The organism is Citrobacter freundii complex sp. 2024EL-00216, assembly GCF_043945515.1.
Taxonomy (GTDB): Bacteria; Pseudomonadota; Gammaproteobacteria; order Enterobacterales; family Enterobacteriaceae; genus Citrobacter; species Citrobacter portucalensis.
Genome location: NZ_JBIMRA010000027.1, coordinates 29,244 through 48,428, shown reverse-complemented (window position 1 = coordinate 48,428; position 19,185 = coordinate 29,244). Strand labels below are relative to the sequence as shown.

15 protein-coding genes and 1 pseudogene are annotated in these 19,185 nt (G+C 52.7%); 12 read left to right on the top strand and 4 right to left on the bottom strand.

Features of this window, described 5'->3' with window-relative positions; translation table 11 throughout:
* From ACHHZ7_RS22480 to ACHHZ7_RS22445, 8 genes and pseudogenes are all read left to right on the top strand, one after another.
* A partial coding sequence (locus ACHHZ7_RS22480) for a Tn3 family transposase (RefSeq protein WP_140416262.1) occupies window positions 1-647 on the top strand: 647 nt, incomplete at its 5' end.
* Window positions 648-668: 21 nt separating this feature from the next.
* Window positions 669-1,127: pseudogene (locus tag ACHHZ7_RS22475) on the top strand (TetR family transcriptional regulator); the annotation flags it as partial.
* A gap of 212 nt (window positions 1,128-1,339) precedes the next feature.
* A complete protein-coding gene (locus ACHHZ7_RS22470; RefSeq protein WP_008784805.1) occupies window positions 1,340-2,725 on the top strand; it encodes a NarK family nitrate/nitrite MFS transporter in 1,386 nt (461 codons plus the stop codon).
* A 96-nt stretch (window positions 2,726-2,821) separates the two neighbouring features.
* Window positions 2,822-6,562 carry a nitrate reductase subunit alpha gene (locus ACHHZ7_RS22465; protein ID WP_060682192.1) on the top strand — a complete coding sequence of 1,247 codons (3,741 nt, stop codon included), beginning with the start codon at window positions 2,822-2,824 and terminating at the stop codon, window positions 6,560-6,562.
* Window positions 6,559-8,103, top strand: coding sequence for a nitrate reductase subunit beta (narH, locus tag ACHHZ7_RS22460; RefSeq protein ID WP_008784807.1), 1,545 nt, complete (start codon window positions 6,559-6,561; stop codon window positions 8,101-8,103). The genes ACHHZ7_RS22465 and narH overlap by 4 nt, the downstream gene beginning before the upstream one ends.
* The gene (gene narW / locus ACHHZ7_RS22455; RefSeq protein ID WP_048214176.1) at window positions 8,103-8,798 is read left to right on the top strand and encodes a nitrate reductase molybdenum cofactor assembly chaperone; all 696 of its coding nucleotides are present in this window, start codon (window positions 8,103-8,105) and stop codon (window positions 8,796-8,798) included. The genes narH and narW overlap by 1 nt, the downstream gene beginning before the upstream one ends.
* Window positions 8,795-9,475 (top strand): respiratory nitrate reductase subunit gamma, encoded by a 681-nt coding sequence (gene narI, locus ACHHZ7_RS22450; RefSeq protein ID WP_003833047.1) that lies wholly within the window; start codon window positions 8,795-8,797, stop codon window positions 9,473-9,475. Before narW ends, narI begins: the two co-directional genes overlap by 4 nt.
* A 99-nt stretch (window positions 9,476-9,574) precedes the next feature.
* On the top strand, window positions 9,575-10,468 hold the full coding sequence (locus tag ACHHZ7_RS22445) for a PhzF family isomerase (protein ID WP_192464119.1): 894 nt from the start codon (window positions 9,575-9,577) through the stop codon (window positions 10,466-10,468).
* Window positions 10,469-10,526: 58 nt separating this feature from the next.
* Here the strand turns inward: ACHHZ7_RS22445 and nhoA are convergent, their stop codons facing one another.
* Window positions 10,527-11,372: an N-hydroxyarylamine O-acetyltransferase gene (gene nhoA / locus ACHHZ7_RS22440; RefSeq protein ID WP_060682190.1), complete on the bottom strand. Its 846-nt coding sequence runs from the start codon at window positions 11,370-11,372 to the stop codon at window positions 10,527-10,529.
* A gap of 157 nt (window positions 11,373-11,529) precedes the next feature.
* Here nhoA and ACHHZ7_RS22435 point away from each other — a divergent pair, with 157 nt between their 5' ends.
* Window positions 11,530-12,102: a flavin reductase family protein gene (locus ACHHZ7_RS22435; protein WP_008784810.1), complete on the top strand. Its 573-nt coding sequence runs from the start codon at window positions 11,530-11,532 to the stop codon at window positions 12,100-12,102.
* Between the two features lie 214 nt (window positions 12,103-12,316).
* On the top strand, window positions 12,317-14,293 hold the full coding sequence (locus tag ACHHZ7_RS22430) for an alkyl/aryl-sulfatase (protein WP_395149211.1): 1,977 nt from the start codon (window positions 12,317-12,319) through the stop codon (window positions 14,291-14,293).
* Between the two features lie 37 nt (window positions 14,294-14,330).
* Here the strand turns inward: ACHHZ7_RS22430 and pptA are convergent, their stop codons facing one another.
* Both pptA and ACHHZ7_RS22420 read right to left on the bottom strand, forming a co-directional pair.
* The gene (gene pptA / locus ACHHZ7_RS22425) at window positions 14,331-14,558 is read right to left on the bottom strand and encodes a tautomerase PptA (protein ID WP_032943490.1); all 228 of its coding nucleotides are present in this window, start codon (window positions 14,556-14,558) and stop codon (window positions 14,331-14,333) included.
* A gap of 34 nt (window positions 14,559-14,592) precedes the next feature.
* The gene (locus ACHHZ7_RS22420) at window positions 14,593-15,597 is read right to left on the bottom strand and encodes a LacI family DNA-binding transcriptional regulator (protein ID WP_162623432.1); all 1,005 of its coding nucleotides are present in this window, start codon (window positions 15,595-15,597) and stop codon (window positions 14,593-14,595) included.
* 319 nt (window positions 15,598-15,916) lie between these two features.
* Between ACHHZ7_RS22420 and ACHHZ7_RS22415 the strand changes: the two genes are divergently transcribed.
* Window positions 15,917-17,113: an L-talarate/galactarate dehydratase gene (locus ACHHZ7_RS22415; protein ID WP_060682189.1), complete on the top strand. Its 1,197-nt coding sequence runs from the start codon at window positions 15,917-15,919 to the stop codon at window positions 17,111-17,113.
* 74 nt (window positions 17,114-17,187) lie between these two features.
* Window positions 17,188-18,498: an MFS transporter gene (locus tag ACHHZ7_RS22410; protein WP_032943494.1), complete on the top strand. Its 1,311-nt coding sequence runs from the start codon at window positions 17,188-17,190 to the stop codon at window positions 18,496-18,498.
* 69 nt (window positions 18,499-18,567) lie between these two features.
* Here the strand turns inward: ACHHZ7_RS22410 and ACHHZ7_RS22405 are convergent, their stop codons facing one another.
* Window positions 18,568-19,185 (bottom strand): glutathione S-transferase family protein, encoded by a 618-nt coding sequence (locus ACHHZ7_RS22405; protein WP_060682188.1) that lies wholly within the window; start codon window positions 19,183-19,185, stop codon window positions 18,568-18,570.

The following is a 19,185-nucleotide window of genomic DNA, read 5'->3' as shown; positions in this document are numbered from 1 at the left end:
ATGCCGGTGCTTCGGTTTTCTGGCGAATGGACCATGATGCCGACTATGGCGTGCTGAATGATATTGCCAGAGGGCAATCAGATCCCCGAAAAATAGTCCTTCAGTGGGACGAAATGATCCGGACCGCTGGCTCCCTGAAGCTGGGCAAAGTACAGGTTTCAGTGCTGGTCCGTTCATTGCTGAAAAGTGAACGTCCTTCCGGACTGACTCAGGCAATCATTGAAGTGGGGCGCATCAACAAAACGCTGTATCTGCTTAATTATATTGATGATGAAGATTACCGCCGGCGCATTCTGACCCAGCTTAATCGGGGAGAAAGTCGCCATGCCGTTGCCAGAGCCATCTGTCACGGTCAAAAAGGTGAGATAAGAAAACGATATACCGACGGTCAGGAAGATCAACTGGGCACACTGGGGCTGGTCACTAACGCCGTCGTGTTATGGAACACTATTTATATGCAGGCAGCCCTGGATCATCTCCGGGCGCAGGGTGAAACACTGAATGATGAAGATATCGCACGCCTCTCCCCGCTTTGCCACGGACATATCAATATGCTCGGCCATTATTCCTTCACGCTGGCAGAACTGGTGACCAAAGGACATCTGAGACCATTAAAAGAGGCGTCAGAGGCAGAAAACGTTGCTTAACGTGAGTTTTCGTTCCACTGAGCGTCAGACCCCGTACATCACCATTTCGCCTCTGCCGGCGAACTCAAATCCCAGGTATTTGTGCGCCTTATCCGCACCCTACTTGATGCCGAACTGGTCAGCGAAGACGCCAGTTTCCGTGAGCGACTGCATGCGATGCTAGGCAGTGAAGATGGTGGTCTGGAACCCTATATTAAGCTATGGCGTGAAGCACAGGTTGTTGCGGGTAAAGATCCGGAAATTAAAAGCGCCTACCTGTTGACCATGCGAATGTGGCACGAAGAAACCGCCAACATCATTACACAAGGACAGAAAGCCGGTGAGTTCTCATCCGCGCCTGATGCCGCCGACGTCGCATGGCGCTTAATCGCATTAGTCTGCGGCCTGGATGGTATGTACATATTAGGTATTGAGGAAATGGCCGATCCTGCATTCGATCGTCACCTTGATCGTATGATAACGCAGGAGTTATTTATTTGATGTAATAGATGGATTAACAATACATCTTTTATGTTTACAATTAGTAACACTTAAGCAACGTGTAATTCTCCCATCACGCCGCGTTATTGCGCTTTTTTATCTATTCTTTCAGTCAATATTCCTAAAACTTTTCAATAGTTTCTAAAAAGAAGCCGCGCGGCGCTGCATGCGTTTATTTCTTTTTCATGAACGGCATGTGCATGGAGAATAATATGTCATCATCAAATGAGAAAAATAATCGTTATCTTTTAACTGACTGGAAACCAGAGAACCCCGGCTTTTGGGAAAATAAAGGCAAGCACATTGCGCGCAGAAACCTCTGGATATCAGTGAGTTGCCTGCTTCTTGCGTTTTGCGTCTGGATGCTGTTCAGTGCCGTAGCCGTCAATCTGAATAAAATTGGTTTTAATTTCACCACCGACCAACTGTTTTTATTAACGGCATTGCCATCTCTTTCTGGTGCAATATTGCGCGTACCCTACTCCTTTATGGTACCTATATTTGGTGGTCGTCGCTGGACCATTTTTAGCACGATTATTCTGGTTATTCCCTGCGTCTGGCTCGGATTTGCCGTGCAAAATACCGCTACTCCGTTTGGAGTATTTATAATCATTGCGCTGATGTGTGGTTTTGCTGGCGCTAACTTTGCCTCCAGCATGGGCAATATCAGCTTTTTCTTCCCCAAAGCGAAGCAAGGTAGCGCATTAGGCGTTAACGGTGGTCTCGGCAACCTCGGCGTCAGCGTGATGCAGTTGATCGCGCCACTGGTGATCTTTCTGCCCATATTTACCTTTTTGGGCGTACAGGGCGTACCGCAAGCTGACGGCTCGTTATTGTCGCTGGCCAATGCAGCATGGATATGGGTGCCGTTACTGCTGATAGCCACCGTGGCAGCGGGCATGGGAATGAACGACATTGCCAGCTCGAAGGCCTCAATTGCCTCCCAGTTACCGGTACTCAAGCGTTTTCATCTGTGGTTATTAAGCCTGCTGTATCTCGCCACCTTCGGCTCATTTATCGGTTTTTCGGCAGGCTTTGCCATGCTGGCGAAAACCCAGTTCCCCGACGTGAATATCCTGCAACTGGCGTTCTTCGGCCCCTTCATCGGCGCGCTTGCACGATCGGCGGGTGGTGTTATCTCTGACAAGTTTGGTGGTGTGCGTGTCACCTTAATTAACTTCATCTTTATGGCACTGTTCAGCGCCCTGCTGTTTCTCACTTTGCCCGGCTCGGGCGAAGGTAGCTTTATCGCGTTTTACCTGGTGTTTATGGGCTTGTTCCTGACCGCGGGTCTGGGCAGCGGTTCAACCTTCCAGATGATTGCGGTGATCTTTCGCAAAATCACAATTTATCGGGTGAAGCTGCATGGTGGCACTGAAGAGCAAGCTCAGCGGGAAGCGGTAACCGATACCGCCGCCGCCCTGGGGTTTATCTCCGCCATTGGCGCTGTGGGGGGGTTCTTCATTCCTAAAGCGTTTGGCTCATCGCTGGCATTGACCGGCTCTCCGGTGGGTGCCATGAAAATATTCCTCGTGTTTTACATCGTCTGCGTGCTGGTGACCTGGTTGGTCTATGGCCGTAAATCACAAAAAAAATAACAAAATGGATACCGCAGGATCGGACATTCAGGTAGGTCGGATCAGGCCTGGAGTTCGATTCACCGTCGGCAATATTATCGAAGCAGGAGTTATGTCATGAGTAAACTGTTAGACCGCTTTCGCTACTTTAAACAAAAGGGCGATACATTTGCCGAGGGGCACGGGCAAGTGATGCACACCAACCGGGACTGGGAAGACAGCTATCGTCAGCGCTGGCAGTTCGACAAAATTGTGCGTTCTACCCACGGAGTTAACTGTACCGGCTCATGCAGCTGGAAGATCTACGTTAAAAACGGGTTGGTGACCTGGGAAACGCAGCAAACCGACTACCCGCGTACTCGTCCTGACCTGCCAAATCATGAGCCCCGTGGCTGTCCACGCGGCGCCAGTTACTCGTGGTATCTCTATAGCGCTAACCGCCTGAAATATCCGCTGGTGCGTAAACGCTTAATCGAATTGTGGCGCGACGCCCTCTCCCACCAGCCCGATCCGGTGCTGGCCTGGGAATCCATTATGAACGACCCGCAAAAATGCCAGAGCTACAAGCAGGTACGCGGGCGCGGTGGGTTTATCCGTTCGAACTGGAAAGAGCTTAATCAGCTGATTGCTGCCGCCAACGTCTGGACGGTGAAAACCTACGGCCCGGATCGCGTGGTCGGCTTCTCCCCGATCCCGGCGATGTCGATGGTTTCCTATGCCGCCGGCACACGCTATCTCTCGCTAATCGGCGGAACATGTCTGAGTTTCTATGACTGGTACTGCGACTTACCGCCCGCGTCACCGATGACCTGGGGCGAGCAGACCGACGTTCCTGAATCCGCCGACTGGTATAACTCCAGCTATATCATCGCCTGGGGTTCTAACGTGCCGCAGACTCGTACCCCGGATGCGCACTTTTTCACAGAAGTACGCTACAAAGGCACCAAGACGATTGCCATTACGCCGGATTACTCGGAAGTCGCCAAACTGTGCGATCAGTGGCTGGCACCCAAACAAGGAACAGACAGCGCGCTGGCAATGGCGATGGGCCACGTCATCCTGAAAGAGTTCCACCTCGACAATCCCAGCGATTATTTCCTCAATTACTGTCGTCGCTATACCGACATGCCGATGCTGGTTTTACTGGATGCCCGCGAAGATGGCAGCTACGTGCCTGGACGCATGATGCGTGCTTCAGACCTTGTCGATGGTCTGGGCGAAAGCAACAATCCAGAGTGGAAAACGGTAGCCTTTAACAGCGCTGGCGAACTGGTTGTCCCGAACGGATCTATCGGTTTTCGCTGGGGGGAAAAAGGCAAATGGAACCTGGAACCACTGGCGGCTGGCGCTGAAACTGAACTTTCTCTTTCGCTGCTTGGTCAGCATGATGAAGTGACCGGCGTGGCATTCCCCTATTTTGGCGGCAACGAAAACCCACATTTTCGCAGTGTAAAACAAGAACCGGTGCTGATCCGTCAACTACCGGTAAAACATCTTACCCTCGCTGACGGTAGCCGTTGCCCGGTGGTGAGCGTCTATGATCTGGTGCTGGCGAATTATGGCCTCGATCGTGGTCTGGATGACGTTCATAGCGCGCAAGATTACAGCGAAGTGAAAGCCTACACCCCGGCCTGGGGCGAGCAAATTACCGGTGTGCCACGCCGTCATATCGAACAGATCGCCCGTGAGTTTGCCGATACGGCGCACAAAACGCATGGCCGTTCGATGATCATTCTCGGGGCTGGCGTCAACCACTGGTATCACATGGATATGAACTACCGTGGCATGATTAACATCCTCGTGTTCTGTGGCTGTGTGGGACAAAGCGGCGGCGGCTGGGCGCACTATGTGGGTCAGGAGAAACTGCGACCGCAAACCGGTTGGTTGCCGCTGGCCTTTGCGCTGGACTGGAACCGACCACCGCGTCAGATGAACAGCACTTCGTTTTTCTACAACCATTCCAGCCAGTGGCGTTATGAAAAACTTACCGCGCAGGAACTCCTCTCTCCACTGGCCGATGCGTCGAAGTTTAGCGGACATTTGATTGACTTTAACGTGCGGGCTGAAAGGATGGGCTGGCTGCCGTCTGCGCCGCAGCTTAACCTCAACCCTTTGACTGTTAAAGCAAAAGCCGAACAAGCAGGGCTATCTCCTGCGCAATACACCGCACAGGCGCTGAAGTCAGGTGATATTCGTTTTGCCTGCGAACAGCCAGATAACGGCAAAAACCATCCGCGCAACCTCTTCGTCTGGCGCTCTAACCTGCTCGGCTCCTCCGGTAAAGGGCATGAATACATGCTCAAATATTTGCTGGGTACCGAAAGCGGGATCCAGGGGGAAGCGCTCGGTTCAAGCGAGGGTATTAAACCTGAAGAGGTTGAATGGCAGTCGGCGGCGATAGAGGGCAAGCTCGATCTGCTGGTCACGCTCGATTTCCGTATGTCCAGTACCTGTTTGTTCTCCGATATCGTTCTGCCAACCGCTACCTGGTATGAAAAAGACGATATGAATACCTCGGATATGCATCCGTTTATTCACCCGTTGTCTGCGGCGGTCGACCCGGCATGGGAATCGAAGAGCGACTGGGAAATTTATAAAGGCATCGCCAAAGTATTTTCTGAGGTTTGCGTCGGACACCTTGGACAAGAAACGGATGTGGTGTTGCAACCACTGCAACATGACTCTCCGGCAGAGCTGGCGCAGCCGTTTGACATTCAGGACTGGCGCAAAGGCGAATGCGATCTCCTCCCGGGCAAAACGGCACCGAATATCGCCGTTGTGGAGCGTGACTACCCCGCCACCTACGAACGCTTTACTTCACTTGGCCCGCTCATGGACAAACTCGGTAACGGCGGGAAAGGCATTGCGTGGAATACCCAGGCGGAAGTCGATTTCCTCGGCAAGCTGAACTACACCAAGCGCGAAGGCCCGGCAAAAGGACGCCCGCTGATTGACACTGCGCTGGATGCATCTGAGGTGATCCTTGCCCTGGCACCGGAAACAAATGGTCAGGTGGCGGTGAAAGCCTGGGAAGCGCTGGGGGCGATGACCGGACGCGACCATACGCATCTGGCGTTGAACAAAGAAGACGAGAAGATCCGTTTTCGCGATATCCAGGCACAGCCGCGCAAAATCATCTCCAGCCCCACCTGGTCCGGGTTGGAAAGTGAACATGTCTCCTATAACGCAGGCTATACCAACGTCCACGAGCTGATCCCATGGCGTACCCTGTCCGGTCGCCAACAACTGTATCAGGATCATGCGTGGATGCGTGCGTTCGGTGAAAGTCTGGTGGCGTATCGTCCACCTATCGATACCCGCAGCGTCAGTGAAATGCGCGAGGTTCCGCCTAACGGCTTCCCGGAAAAAGCGCTCAACTTCCTGACGCCGCATCAGAAATGGGGGATCCACTCCACCTATAGTGAAAACCTGCTGATGCTGACGCTGTCGCGCGGCGGACCTATTGTCTGGATCAGCGAAACCGATGCCAAAGAGCTGGGCATTGAGGATAACGACTGGATTGAAGCCTTCAACGCCAACGGTGCGCTCACCGCGCGTGCAGTGGTGAGTCAACGCGTGCCACCGGGAATGACCATGATGTATCACGCTCAGGAGCGAATCATGAATATCCCTGGCTCAGAAGTGACCGGGATGCGCGGCGGGATCCATAACTCGGTGACCCGCGTCTGCCCGAAACCCACGCACATGATAGGTGGCTATGCGCAGCTGGCATACAGCTTCAACTATTACGGTACGGTCGGCTCTAACCGCGATGAGTTCATCATGATTAGAAAAATGAAAAATATTAACTGGCTGGATGATGAAGGTCGCGATCAGGTACAGGAGGCGAAAAAATGAAAATACGCTCACAGGTAGGCATGGTTCTTAATCTGGATAAGTGCATCGGCTGCCACACCTGCTCCGTCACCTGTAAAAACGTCTGGACCGGGCGTGAAGGGATGGAATATGCGTGGTTTAACAACGTCGAGACTAAACCGGGGATTGGCTATCCAAAAAACTGGGAAGATCAGGAAGAGTGGCAAGGCGGCTGGGTTCGCGATGTTAACGGCAAAATAAGACCGCGTCTGGGCGGTAAGATGGGCGTCATCACCAAAATTTTCGCCAACCCGGTGATCCCGCAAATCGATGATTACTATGAGCCGTTTACCTACGATTATCAGCATCTGCATAGCGCGCCGGAAAGCAAAAACCAGCCCACTGCGCGTCCACGTTCGTTGATTGACGGCAAACGGATGGACAAGATTATCTGGGGCCCCAACTGGGAAGAACTGCTCGGCGGCGAATTCTCAAAACGTGCCCGCGACCGTAACTTCGAGAAGATGCAAAAGGAGATGTACGGCCAGTTCGAAAACACCTTCATGATGTATTTACCGCGCCTGTGCGAGCACTGCCTGAACCCAAGCTGTGTCGCCACCTGCCCAAGCGGTGCTATCTACAAGCGTGAAGAAGACGGCATTGTGCTGATCGACCAGGACAAATGTCGCGGCTGGCGCTTGTGCATCAGCGGCTGTCCGTACAAAAAAATCTACTTTAACTGGAAGAGCGGTAAGTCAGAGAAGTGCATTTTCTGCTACCCACGAATTGAGTCCGGCCAGCCGACGGTATGTTCGGAAACCTGCGTTGGACGTATTCGTTATCTCGGCGTATTGCTGTACGACGCCGACCGCATCGAAGAAGCGGCCAGCACCGAGCATGAGACCGATCTCTATGAGCGTCAGTGCGATGTATTCCTCAATCCGCACGATCCGGCGGTCATTGAAGAGGCGTTAAAACAAGGTATTCCGCACAACGTCATCGAAGCGGCCCAACGTTCGCCAGTCTACAAAATGGCGATGGACTGGAAACTGGCGCTGCCGCTGCACCCGGAATATCGCACCCTGCCGATGGTCTGGTATGTACCGCCATTGTCACCGATTCAGTCGGTCGCCGACGCGGGCGGACTGCCGCACAATGGCAACATTTTGCCGGCGGTTGAGTCGCTGCGAATTCCGGTTCAGTACCTCGCCAACATGCTCAGTGCGGGTGATACCGGTCCGGTGCTGCGCGCGCTGAAACGTATGATGGCCATGCGCCACTATATGCGTGCGCAAACAGTGGAAGGCGTGACGGACACCCGCGCGATTGAGGAAGTAGGTTTGACCGTTGAGCAGGTTGAAGAGATGTATCGCTATCTGGCCATCGCCAACTATGAGGACCGCTTTGTGATCCCGACCAGCCACCGTGAAATGGCGCGCGATGCCTTCCCTGAGAAAAACGGCTGCGGATTTACCTTCGGTGACGGCTGCCATGGCTCAGATACCAAATTCAACCTGTTTAACAGTAGCCGTATTGATGCCATCGACATCACCGAAGTTCGCGATAAAGCGGAGGGTGAATAATGCAAATCCTGAAGGTTATCGGCCTGCTGATGGAATATCCCGACGAGCTGCTGTGGGAGTATAAAGACGACGCGCTGGCGCTTGTGGCCAGCGATGCCCCCATGCTTACCGAATTTAGCCAGGGATTGCTCAATGCGCCACTGCTGGATAAACAAGCGGAATGGTGCGAAATCTTTGACCGGGGCCGGGCCACCTCTCTGCTGTTGTTTGAGCACGTGCACGCCGAGTCCCGTGACCGGGGTCAGGCGATGGTTGATCTGCTGGCGCAGTATGAAAAGGTCGGGCTACAGCTCGACTGCCGCGAACTACCGGATCACCTGCCGTTGTATCTGGAGTATTTGAGCGTGTTGCCGGAGGACCAGGCTAAAGAAGGACTGCAGAACGTTGCACCGATTCTGGCTCTGTTGGGCGGGCGCTTAAAACAGCGCGATACACCGTGGTATCAACTGTTTGACGCCCTGCTGCTGCTTGCCGGAAGCCCTCTTTCAAGTGACAGTGTCACTAAGCAGGTTGGTGCTGAAACCCGCGATGATACTCGTCAGGCGCTGGATGCGGTGTGGGAAGAGGAACAGGTGAAGTTTATCGAGGATAACGCCACCGCCTGCGACAGTTCACCGTTACAAAACTATCAACGACGCTTTAGCCAGGACGTTGCGCCGCAGTATGTCGACGTCAGCGCGGGAGGCCCGAAATGATACAGTACCTGAACGTCTTTTTTTACGATATCTACCCGTACCTGTGCGGTACGGTATTTATCCTCGGCAGTTGGCTACGCTATGACTACGGGCAATACACCTGGCGCGCCTCTTCCAGCCAGATGCTGGACAAACGCGGCATGGTGCTGTGGTCAAACCTGTTCCACATCGGCATTCTGGGGATCTTTTTCGGTCACCTGTTCGGCATGCTAACGCCGCACTGGATGTATGCCTGGTTCCTGCCGATTGCGGTGAAACAACAGATGGCGATGATTGCCGGTGGGCTTTGTGGCGTACTGACGCTGGTTGGTGGCGCAGGTTTGCTGGTGCGGCGTCTGACCAACCCGCGCATTCGTGCAACGTCTTCCACCGCTGATATTCTGATCCTTTGCGTTCTGCTGATTCAGTGTATCCTCGGCTTAACCACCATCCCGTTCTCCGCACAGCATCCTGACGGCAGTGAAATGCTGAAACTGGTTGGTTGGGCGCAGTCAGTGGTGACCTTCCAGGGCGGCGCATCTGCACATCTGGATGGCGTGGCGTTGATTTTCCGTGTGCACCTGGTTCTGGGGATGACTATCTTCCTGCTATTCCCGTTCACCCGTCTGGTCCACGTATGGAGTGCGCCGTTTGAGTACTTCACTCGCCGCTATCAAATAGTTCGTTCCCGCCGATAATTGAACTCTGATGCCCGGTAGCGCTTGCGCTTACCGGGCCTGCATCGCTATCCCGCTTTTTGTACGTTATGATGCTTCTCCATTTCAGGGAGAACGCTAATGAAACCACAGGTTTACCACGTCGATGCCTTTACCCCGGTCCCTTTTCGCGGCAACTCAGCAGGTGTGGTTTTACATGCTGATGGGCTGAGTGACGCGCAGATGCAGCTCATCGCTCGCGAGCTGCGTCATTCAGAAACCGCATTTCTGCTGACCAGTGACGACAGCGATGTTCGCATCCGCTATTTCACCCCGACGGTCGAAGTTCCTATCTGTGGGCATGCTACCGTCGCCGCGCATTACGTGCGGGCCAGGGCGCTGGGTCTGGGCAACTGCATGGTCTGGCAAACCTCGCTGGCCGGACGTCATCGGGTGGATATTGACGCTACCGGGAACGACTATCGCATTAGCCTTGAGCAAGGTGAACCGGGTTTTGAACCTCCGCTGGAGGGCGCTGTTCGTACTGCGATTCTCGATGCGCTGCACCTGAGCGAAGACGATATGCTGGCAGGCTTACCCATTCAGGTTGCCACGACCGGACATTCGAAAGTGATGATTCCACTGAAACCCGAGGTGGACCTTGACGCCCTTTCCCCTGATTTACCGGCTTTGACCGCCATCAGCCAGCAAATTGGCTGTAACGGCTTTTTCCCTTTTCAAATCCGCAAGGGCGAAAACGCCACTGATGGCCGCATGTTTTCACCTGCTATTGGTATTGTGGAAGACCCGGTTACCGGCAATGCCAACGGTCCAATGGGCGCGTGGCTGGTCCACCATGGGCTGATGGCGCATGATGGCAAAACGTTACGTGTTCAGGGGCATCAGGGCCGTGCGCTCGGGCGCGACGGGATTGTTGATGTGACGGTGACTATCCGTGAAAACCAGCCGGAAAAAGTCACCATTACCGGTTCGGCGGTGATCCTGTTTCACGCAGAATGGGCGATAGATTTTTAATTGTTCCCGTAGGCCGGATAAGGCGATGACGCCGCATCCGGCATTAATTCCGATGCCCCTATTTCCCCGCCTCCGGATGCGTATCAAACGCCGCCATGACCGTCGCCAGCTCATCTTCGGTAAATCCATGCTTCACGTCATCCACACCCAGTCCAAATCGTTCTTGCAACAATGCATACAAACTGGCGACGTCAGGCAAATTAATCTGCTCTACCGCATGTCCATCCTGATAATGGGTAAAGTGAAAATTGGTTAACGTTAATTTCCCGCCGTCGGGCAGATGACGGCACATCAGCAGATGATGGCGAAAATGTGATTGCGGCCAGTGTGCGGACCAGAAGTTGCCCATCAGATAATCGCTCTGATGCTGCGCGACCAGATCGAAACGATACATTGACTGCCAGTGTTCGTGATGACGGAACTGGAGGATCCAATCTTCACCTTCCTGAATCAGCCGATATTCGCCGTGTGGCGTCTTCTGCTCAGTGTTGGCCTGCAGACGAATTGGTGCTGTCAGCGTTTGCCCGCCGAAACCGACGTCGGCGATCCACTGCTCTCCCTGCAATTCAACCAGCAACAAACGATGCGTGCGCGGCGGCAGACTTGACGGATTTGCCAGAACCACGCGACCGAGAAGGCTACGTACGTTAAAACCGATTTCGCGTAACGCGCGCTCAAACACGCCGTTCTGTTCAAAGCAATAACCGCCACGACGCGCCGTTACCAGCTTCTCTTCTAGCGACAAATCGTCAAGCTGCATCTCTCTTGGCAGTAATACATCCAGGTTTTCAAAGGGAATTGCGCTGTTGTGCAGTAGATGTAGCGCTTGCAAGGTTTCAAGGTTGACGTTGGCCGAACCTGACCAGCCAATACGGGCAAAATAAGCGGTTAAAAAAGGCGTCATACGGAGTTCCTGTTCGATTAATGCAGTACTTATAACGTATTTTTCGATTTACGCTGTCGATTTTGTGCGTTGTTAATTCCTGTGAGGCGACAAAATCGCTAATACCGTTAATATCTATGTTTATTGTGGTGTGTTATCTCTCAGCCAAGGAGCATCCATGAGCCATTTTCGTCCGATCGAATTAAAACATGCCAGCCGGCTACTCAATCATGGCCCAACGATATTGATAACCAGCCAGGATGAGCATACCGAGCGGCGAAATGTGATGGCTGCGGCATGGTCAATGCCCGTGGAATTTGAGCCGCCGCGGGTAGCAATTGTTGTTGATAAGACCGCCTGGTCGCGAGATCTCATTGAACGTAGCGGTAAATTCGGCATCGTTATTCCGGGTATCGCCGCCGTCAACTGGACCTGGGCCGTAGGCAGCGTTTCCGGTCGCGTGGAAGATAAATTCAACTGTTACGGCATTCCCGTGGTGCAAGGACCCGTGCTAGGTTTACCGCTGATAGAAGCGAAATGTCTGGCCTGGATGGAGTGTCGCCTGTTGCCAGCCACGGCGGCACAGGAAAAATATGACACTCTGTTTGGGGAAGTAGTCTCCGCAGCCGCTGATGAGCGAGCCTTCGTGGAAGGACGCTGGCAGTTTGATGATGGCAAGCTCAATACTCTGCATCACCTTGGGGCCGGAACGTTTATCTCCAGCGGGAAACGCATTATCGCAGGTGAATGATAGTATGCTAACGGATGGCAGTTCTGCTCTGTCATCCGCAACTGTTTTCTTAAAACTTCTGAAAAACCAGTTAGATAAATTATCTCTGCCTTCCTTGCCTAATCATTCATGTGAATTATAGTTAATCTTGCACTAACTCAAATACCTAATCAAAACGCTATCCGTCAAAGCAGCATCCCCAACTGTACTTTTGAAGTGTCAGAGAGGTTTTACGATGCAACTTAATAGAATCGCACAAAGTTTTATACTTGCTGGGTTACTCACATCGTTTTCTGTTCCCCTTATGGCCGCTGAAGCCCCCAAAGACGCTACAGCCGCCACGCAACAAGCCAACAACGCGCTTTACAATCAACTGCCCTTCTCCGATAACACCGACTTTACCGACGCCCACAAAGGCTTTATCGCCCCACTCCCGCAGGACGTGATCAAGGGCGAGCAGGGAAATGTTATCTGGAATCCGCAGCAGTACGCGTTCATCAAAGAAGGCGATAAAGCCCCGGATACGGTAAACCCGAGCCTGTGGCGTCAATCTCAGTTGATCAACATCAGCGGGCTGTTTGAAGTAACGGATGGCGTTTACCAGATTCGTAACCTCGATCTGTCAAACATGACCATTATTGAAGGTAAAGAAGGCATCACCGTTGTTGACCCGCTGGTCTCGGCAGAAACGGCCAAAGTCGGGATGGATCTTTACTTTAAAAACCGCGGTCAAAAACCAGTTGTTGCGGTGATTTATACCCACAGCCACGTTGACCATTACGGCGGCGTACGCGGCGTTGTCGATGAAGCCGACGTTAAAGCGGGAAAAGTGAAAGTTTATGCGCCAGCCGGCTTTATGGAAGCCGCGGTCGCTGAGAATATCATGGCCGGTAACGTCATGAGCCGCCGCGCGAGCTACATGTACGGCAACCTGTTAAAACCTGATGCCAAAGGCCAGGTCGGCGCGGGACTGGGAACCACGACCTCCGCGGGAACCGTTACCCTGATTGCGCCAACAAATATCATTGAGAAAGATGGACAAAAAGAGGTCATCGACGGCCTGACCTATGACTTCATGCTGGCCCCGGGTTCCGAAGCACCATCGGAAATGCTGTGGTACATCGAAGAGAAGAAACTGATTGAATCCGCAGAAGATGTTACCCACACCCTGCACAACACCTACTCCCTGCGCGGAGCCAAAATTCGTGAGCCGCTGCCGTGGTCCAAATACATCAACGAAGCGATTGTGCGCTGGGGTGATAAAGCCGAAGTGCTGATGGCGCAGCACCATTGGCCAACCTGGGGTAATGATAAGGTGGTCAGCCTGCTGAAAAGTCAGCGCGATCTGTATCGTTACATCAACGACCAGACGCTACGCATGGCTAACGAAGGTCTGACCCGCGATGAAATCGCTGCCAACTTTAAGCTGCCGGACTCACTGGCACATACCTGGGCTAACCGCGGTTACAATGGCTCCGTGAGCCATGACGTAAAAGCGACGTATGTGCTCTATCTCGGCTGGTTTGACGGCAACCCGGCAACGCTGGATGAGCTGCCGCCGGAAGAATCTGCGAAGAAATTTGTCGACTACATGGGCGGTGCGGACGCCATTTTGCAGAAAGCTAAAGCCGACTATGACCAGGGCAACTACCGCTGGGTGGCACAGGTGGTAAGCAAAGTCGTGTTTGCCGATCCAAATAACCAGGCCGCACGTAATCTGGAAGCAGATGCGCTTGAGCAACTGGGTTATCAGGCTGAATCCGGCCCGTGGCGTAACTTCTACCTGACCGGCGCGCAAGAGCTGCGTAACGGCGTGGTCAAAGGCCCAACCCCGAATACCGCCAGCCCGGATACCGTTCGTGCTATGACGCCGGAAATGTTCTTCGATTATCTGGCAGTGCATATTAACGGACAAAAAGCGGGTGATGCGAAGTCGGTGTTTAACATCGATCTTGGCAGTGATGGCGGTAAATATAAGCTTGAGCTGGAGAATGGCGTCCTGAACCATACCGCCAATGCCGAAGCGAAAGATGCCGATGCTACGATCACGCTTAATCGCGATACGCTGAACAAAATCATCCTCAAGGAAGTGACGCTGAAACAGGCACAAGACAGCGGTGACGTGAAGATAACCGGTGACGGCGCCAAGCTTGATGCCATGCTCGGCTATATGGATAAATTCGAATTCTGGTTCAACATCGTTACGCCATAAGCACAACGAAAACGGGCGGAAATCCGCCCGTTTTTTCTTACATACTGTAGCCAGGTTTTTTAATTAATCTCGCCATCTGCGGCACAATTTCCTTATCCCACACGGCCTGCCACGCCTCTGGCTCAACTTCATTGAGCGCCACGCTGACTGAACTGTCTTTGCTTTGCAAATGACGAATAATAACCTCGGTAATATCCGCCGCCAGGGCGGTTTTCTGTTCGTCGGTAAGAGAGCGAGGAAAACATTTAATATCAACGTGCGGCATAGCAGATTCCTTATTGTTTTGGGTTGCAGGTAACTTATGCGGACTCTCGTTCTACCAGATGAAAACCGACATCAATAATATCGTCTTCACGCGGAATTTGTTCGATACGATCGGCAAGCAGTGAGGCAGCACGTTGCCCGATGGCCCGTCTGTCGACGCTGACGGTGGTGATGGCGGGCCGATTGCTGGCAGCAAAATCCAGATCGCCAAAACCGATTACCGCCAACTCTTGCGGCACGCGTATACCGCGACTTTCGGCCTCCATGATCGCCCCCTGGGCTAGCGTATCAGAGCTACAGACAATGACATCAAACTCGCGCTCCGCCAATAGCTGCGTTAATCCAGTGCGTCCCAATGCCAGAGAGGCCGGTAGCGGGACGTCCACCTGTGCGTCAGCCGCAATACCATGACGACTCAACGCATCGCACAGTCCTTGTTTACGCTGGCCTGCCCGGCGATCGGCAGTCCATAACAACCCCGGACGTCGATAGCCTTTATTCAGCAGATAGTCTGCCACCGCTTGCCCGACCTTTTCATGCGAAAAACCGACCAGCATATCGATGGGTGTTGGGGTTAAATCCCAGATTTCCACGACCGGGATGGCCGCATTAAGAATCACTTTTTTCAGCTCAGCGGTATGATGAATACCGGTGAGTACTACACCATCCGGGCGACGAGAAAGCAGCGTCGCCACCAGCTCTGCCTCAGTTTGCGGTGTATAACCCGACACGCAAAGCAAAATGTGGTATCCGCGTTCTGCCAGTTCATCACTTAATGACTGGATGGTATCGACAAACATATTGTTGTTAATTTGCGGAATAACCACGGCGATAAGCTTGCTGCGACGCGACGCCAGTCCCCCAGCCAGTGCGTTGGGAATATAGCCGGTGGCGCGCACCGCCTGCATCACTTTTTCAACCGTTTTCGGGCGCACCAGCTGCGGGGTATTCAACGCCCTGCTCACCGTCATGGGTGACAATCCCGCGGTACGGGCAACATCTTCCAGCGTGGGAGCGCGCGGTGGTTTGGGATTTTTCACTGTCGATGCCCTTGTCAAAAATCGCTGATTTATCCTGGCATTATTCATCATGATTTTGGCTATTGCCAGCGTTGCTCAGTGATAACGCAGGGAAAACAGCAGCTTAGTTAATTATCGCCACTCAAAATGATAGCGCAATCACAATGATTTGTGCATTTCTCCATAAAGTACTGGAATGTGACGTCGTTTATAATTTACCACCCTTCTCTCTCTGAATTTGTGAGCAATTGTTCAAATCGCAGTCAATTCGCTGGCACAGTGATTGCGCTAACATTAAAAATGATAGCGCAATCATTTGTTATCACCAGGAGAGAACAATATGTCTTTAAGTGCCAATTCCGATGCCGTGACCTATGCCAAATCGGCTAACGCTAAAACCGCAGCAGAAACCGGTGACCGTATTGAATGGGTAAAACTGTCTCTGGCTTTCCTTCCTCTGGCAACACCCGTGAGCGATGCCAAAGTGCTCACCGGTCGCCAGAAACCGCTAACTGAAGTCGCCATAATCATCGCCGAGATCCGCAGCCGCGACGGGTTTGAAGGCGTGGGATTTAGTTACTCCAAGCGGGCTGGCGGCCAGGGAATCTATGCGCATGCCAAAGAAATTGCCGATAACCTGTTAGGCGAAGATCCAAACGATATTGACAAGATCTACACCAAGCTGCTGTGGGCTGGCGCTTCCGTGGGGCGCAGCGGCATGGCGGTACAAGCCATCTCCCCTATCGATATCGCATTATGGGATATGAAAGCCAAGCGTGCAGGATTGCCGCTGGCAAAACTGCTTGGCGCGCATCGGGACTCCGTGCAGTGCTACAACACCTCCGGCGGATTCCTGCATACGCCGCTGGATCAGGTGCTAAAAAACGTGGTTATTTCCCGTGAAAACGGCATTGGTGGTATCAAACTCAAGGTTGGTCAGCCAAACTGCGCCGAGGATATTCACCGCTTAACCGCGGTGCGTGAAGCGCTGGGGGATGACTTCCCGCTAATGGTCGATGCCAATCAGCAGTGGGATCGGGAAACCGCCATCCGTATGGGACGTAAAATGGAGCAGTTTAATCTAATCTGGATTGAAGAGCCGCTGGACGCCTACGATGTTGAGGGCCACGCCCAACTGGCCGCCGCGCTTGATACCCCGATTGCCACCGGTGAAATGCTGACCAGCTTCCGCGAGCATGAACAGCTGATCCTCGGCAATGCCAGCGATTTTGTGCAGCCCGATGCACCGCGTGTGGGAGGGATTTCACCGTTCCTGAAAATTATGGACCTGGCGGCTAAACATGGTCGCAAGTTGGCTCCGCACTTCGCTATGGAAGTTCACCTGCATCTGTCCGCTGCTTATCCGCTTGAGCCATGGCTGGAGCATTTCGAATGGCTGAACCCGTTATTTAACGAACAACTTGAGCTGCGCGATGGCCGGATGTGGGTTTCCGATCGTCACGGTCTGGGCTTCAGCATCAGCGAGCAGGCGCGCCGCTGGACGCAATTAACCTGCGAGTTTGGCAAACGTCCTTAATTAATTTGGCGGGTAAGCAATACCCGCCATCCTCCCCTACAAAAACGCTCTCAACCTTATGAAAGGAGTGGGTGATGAACACAATAATAAAGCGTACAAAAGTGCGTTACGGCATTCTGATTTTTCTGTTTCTTGCGACCGTATTTAATTACGCCGATCGCGCGACGTTATCCGTCGTGGCGCCGATTATGAGCAAAGAATTAGGTTTTGATCCTGAAGCAATGGGGCTGGCCTTTTCTGCCTTCGGTATTTCTTATGTAATTATGCAACTGCCCGGCGGCTGGCTCCTGGATCGCTATGGTTCTCGTCTGGTATACGGCTGCGCACTGATTGGCTGGTCGCTGGTAACGATGTTTCAGGGCACCATTTATCTGTACGCCAGCCCGCTTGTCGTATTGATTATCTTACGATTACTGATGGGTGCGATTGAAGCTCCGGCCTTTCCGGCCAACAGCCGATTAAGCGTGCAGTGGTTTCCTAATAACGAACGGGGCTTTGTTACCTCTGTCTATCAGGCCGCGCAATATATCTCGTTAGGGATTATTACGCCGCTAATGACGATTATTTTGCATAATCTCAGTTGGCACTTTGTGTTTTATTACATTGGGGCAATAGGCGTTATTCTTGGCATCTTCTGGTTGGTCAAAGTCAGAGACCCTATGCATCATCCAAAGGTGAACCAGCAGGAAATTGACTATATTCGGGAAGGCGGTGGTGAACCGTCGCTGGGTAATAAAAAAGAGCCACAGAAGGTTACCTTTGCGCAAATTAAAAGCGTCTGCGTCAACCGCATGATGATTGGCGTATATATCGGACAGTTCTGCGTGACATCAATTACCTGGTTCTTCCTGACCTGGTTCCCTACTTATCTGTATCAGGCGAAAGGCATGTCGATCCTCAAAGTGGGGTTTGTCGCCAGTATCCCTGCCATTGCCGGTTTTATCGGTGGATTATTAGGCGGTGTTTTCTCCGACTGGCTTTTAAAGCGCGGCTACAGCCTGACGATTGCCCGTAAGCTGCCGGTTATCTGCGGAATGCTGCTTTCCTGCGTCATCGTTATCGCCAACTACACCTCGTCAGAATTTGTGGTGATCGCGGCGATGAGTCTGGCGTTTTTCGCCAAAGGTTTTGGCAATCTGGGATGGTGCGTACTCAGCGATACCTCACCAAAAGAAGTGCTTGGCATTGCAGGAGGCGTATTCAATATGTGCGGCAATATGGCCAGTATCATCACACCACTGGTGATCGGCGTCATTCTGGCGAATACCCAGTCCTTTGATTACGCCATCCTGTATGTCGGCTCGATGGGGCTGATCGGCCTGGTTTCCTATCTGTTTATCGTGGGTCCGTTGGATCGTATTACGCTCACCCCTTCTGTTGCGTAATTTAAACTTATGGCGATAGTTCGCCCGCTGTTCCGGGAATTGCACTCCTGCGGAACAGCGTTTTTTTAATCAAATAATCTTATTGTTTTTCAGTACAGTACGCAGCCGTGGGTGCTGACAAACCGCATCGGCGATAGCGCTAATATTCGGCGTGTTGTCCTGAAACCAGTCATGCCCTGGTCCCCAGGAGCGCATAACGGCAATGTAAATGTCCAGCAGTGTTAGCTGATCCCCAAATGCGTACGGCTCGGCGCTTAGCTGGTTGTTCAGCCACATATAGAGGGATTTACGGTACTCAATGCAGTTCTTTTTCAACTGCGCCGGGGCGTCCGGTACCCATCGGTCAGGATAATCGGCATAGGTAAACGTGGGATAGACATTTGCCACCAACCATATCAGCAGACGCTGAAACTGCTGGCGTTCGGCGTGTCCAACGGGTGGTGAAAGTTCGGGGCGACGATCGAGGATCATCAGCGCGATCGCCGCCGTTTCCGTCAACACGCTGCCATTTTCCAGTACCAGCGTGGGCACCTGGCATAGTGGATTCATTGTTTTAAGCAACTCCCGCGAAGGACCATCGCTGTCAAAACCGTCCACATCAATAAAGCTGTAAGGGATCTCCGCCAGTGTGAGCATCACTTCACTGATGGCCGATCCCCAGCCCGGTACCCCATAGACCTTAATCAT

Coding starts and splice junctions, on each gene's coding strand:
- ACHHZ7_RS22470 (WP_008784805.1), top strand. CDS start 1,340: ATGTCATCATCAAATGAGAAAAATAATCGTTATCTTTTAACTGACTGG.
- ACHHZ7_RS22465 (WP_060682192.1), top strand. CDS start 2,822: ATGAGTAAACTGTTAGACCGCTTTCGCTACTTTAAACAAAAGGGCGAT.
- narH (WP_008784807.1), top strand. CDS start 6,559: ATGAAAATACGCTCACAGGTAGGCATGGTTCTTAATCTGGATAAGTGC.
- narW (WP_048214176.1), top strand. CDS start 8,103: ATGCAAATCCTGAAGGTTATCGGCCTGCTGATGGAATATCCCGACGAG.
- narI (WP_003833047.1), top strand. CDS start 8,795: ATGATACAGTACCTGAACGTCTTTTTTTACGATATCTACCCGTACCTG.
- ACHHZ7_RS22445 (WP_192464119.1), top strand. CDS start 9,575: ATGAAACCACAGGTTTACCACGTCGATGCCTTTACCCCGGTCCCTTTT.
- nhoA (WP_060682190.1), bottom strand. CDS start 11,372: ATGACGCCTTTTTTAACCGCTTATTTTGCCCGTATTGGCTGGTCAGGT.
- ACHHZ7_RS22435 (WP_008784810.1), top strand. CDS start 11,530: ATGAGCCATTTTCGTCCGATCGAATTAAAACATGCCAGCCGGCTACTC.
- ACHHZ7_RS22430 (WP_395149211.1), top strand. CDS start 12,317: ATGCAACTTAATAGAATCGCACAAAGTTTTATACTTGCTGGGTTACTC.
- pptA (WP_032943490.1), bottom strand. CDS start 14,558: ATGCCGCACGTTGATATTAAATGTTTTCCTCGCTCTCTTACCGACGAA.
- ACHHZ7_RS22415 (WP_060682189.1), top strand. CDS start 15,917: ATGTCTTTAAGTGCCAATTCCGATGCCGTGACCTATGCCAAATCGGCT.
- ACHHZ7_RS22410 (WP_032943494.1), top strand. CDS start 17,188: ATGAACACAATAATAAAGCGTACAAAAGTGCGTTACGGCATTCTGATT.
- ACHHZ7_RS22405 (WP_060682188.1), bottom strand. CDS start 19,185: ATGATTAAGGTCTATGGGGTACCGGGCTGGGGATCGGCCATCAGTGAA.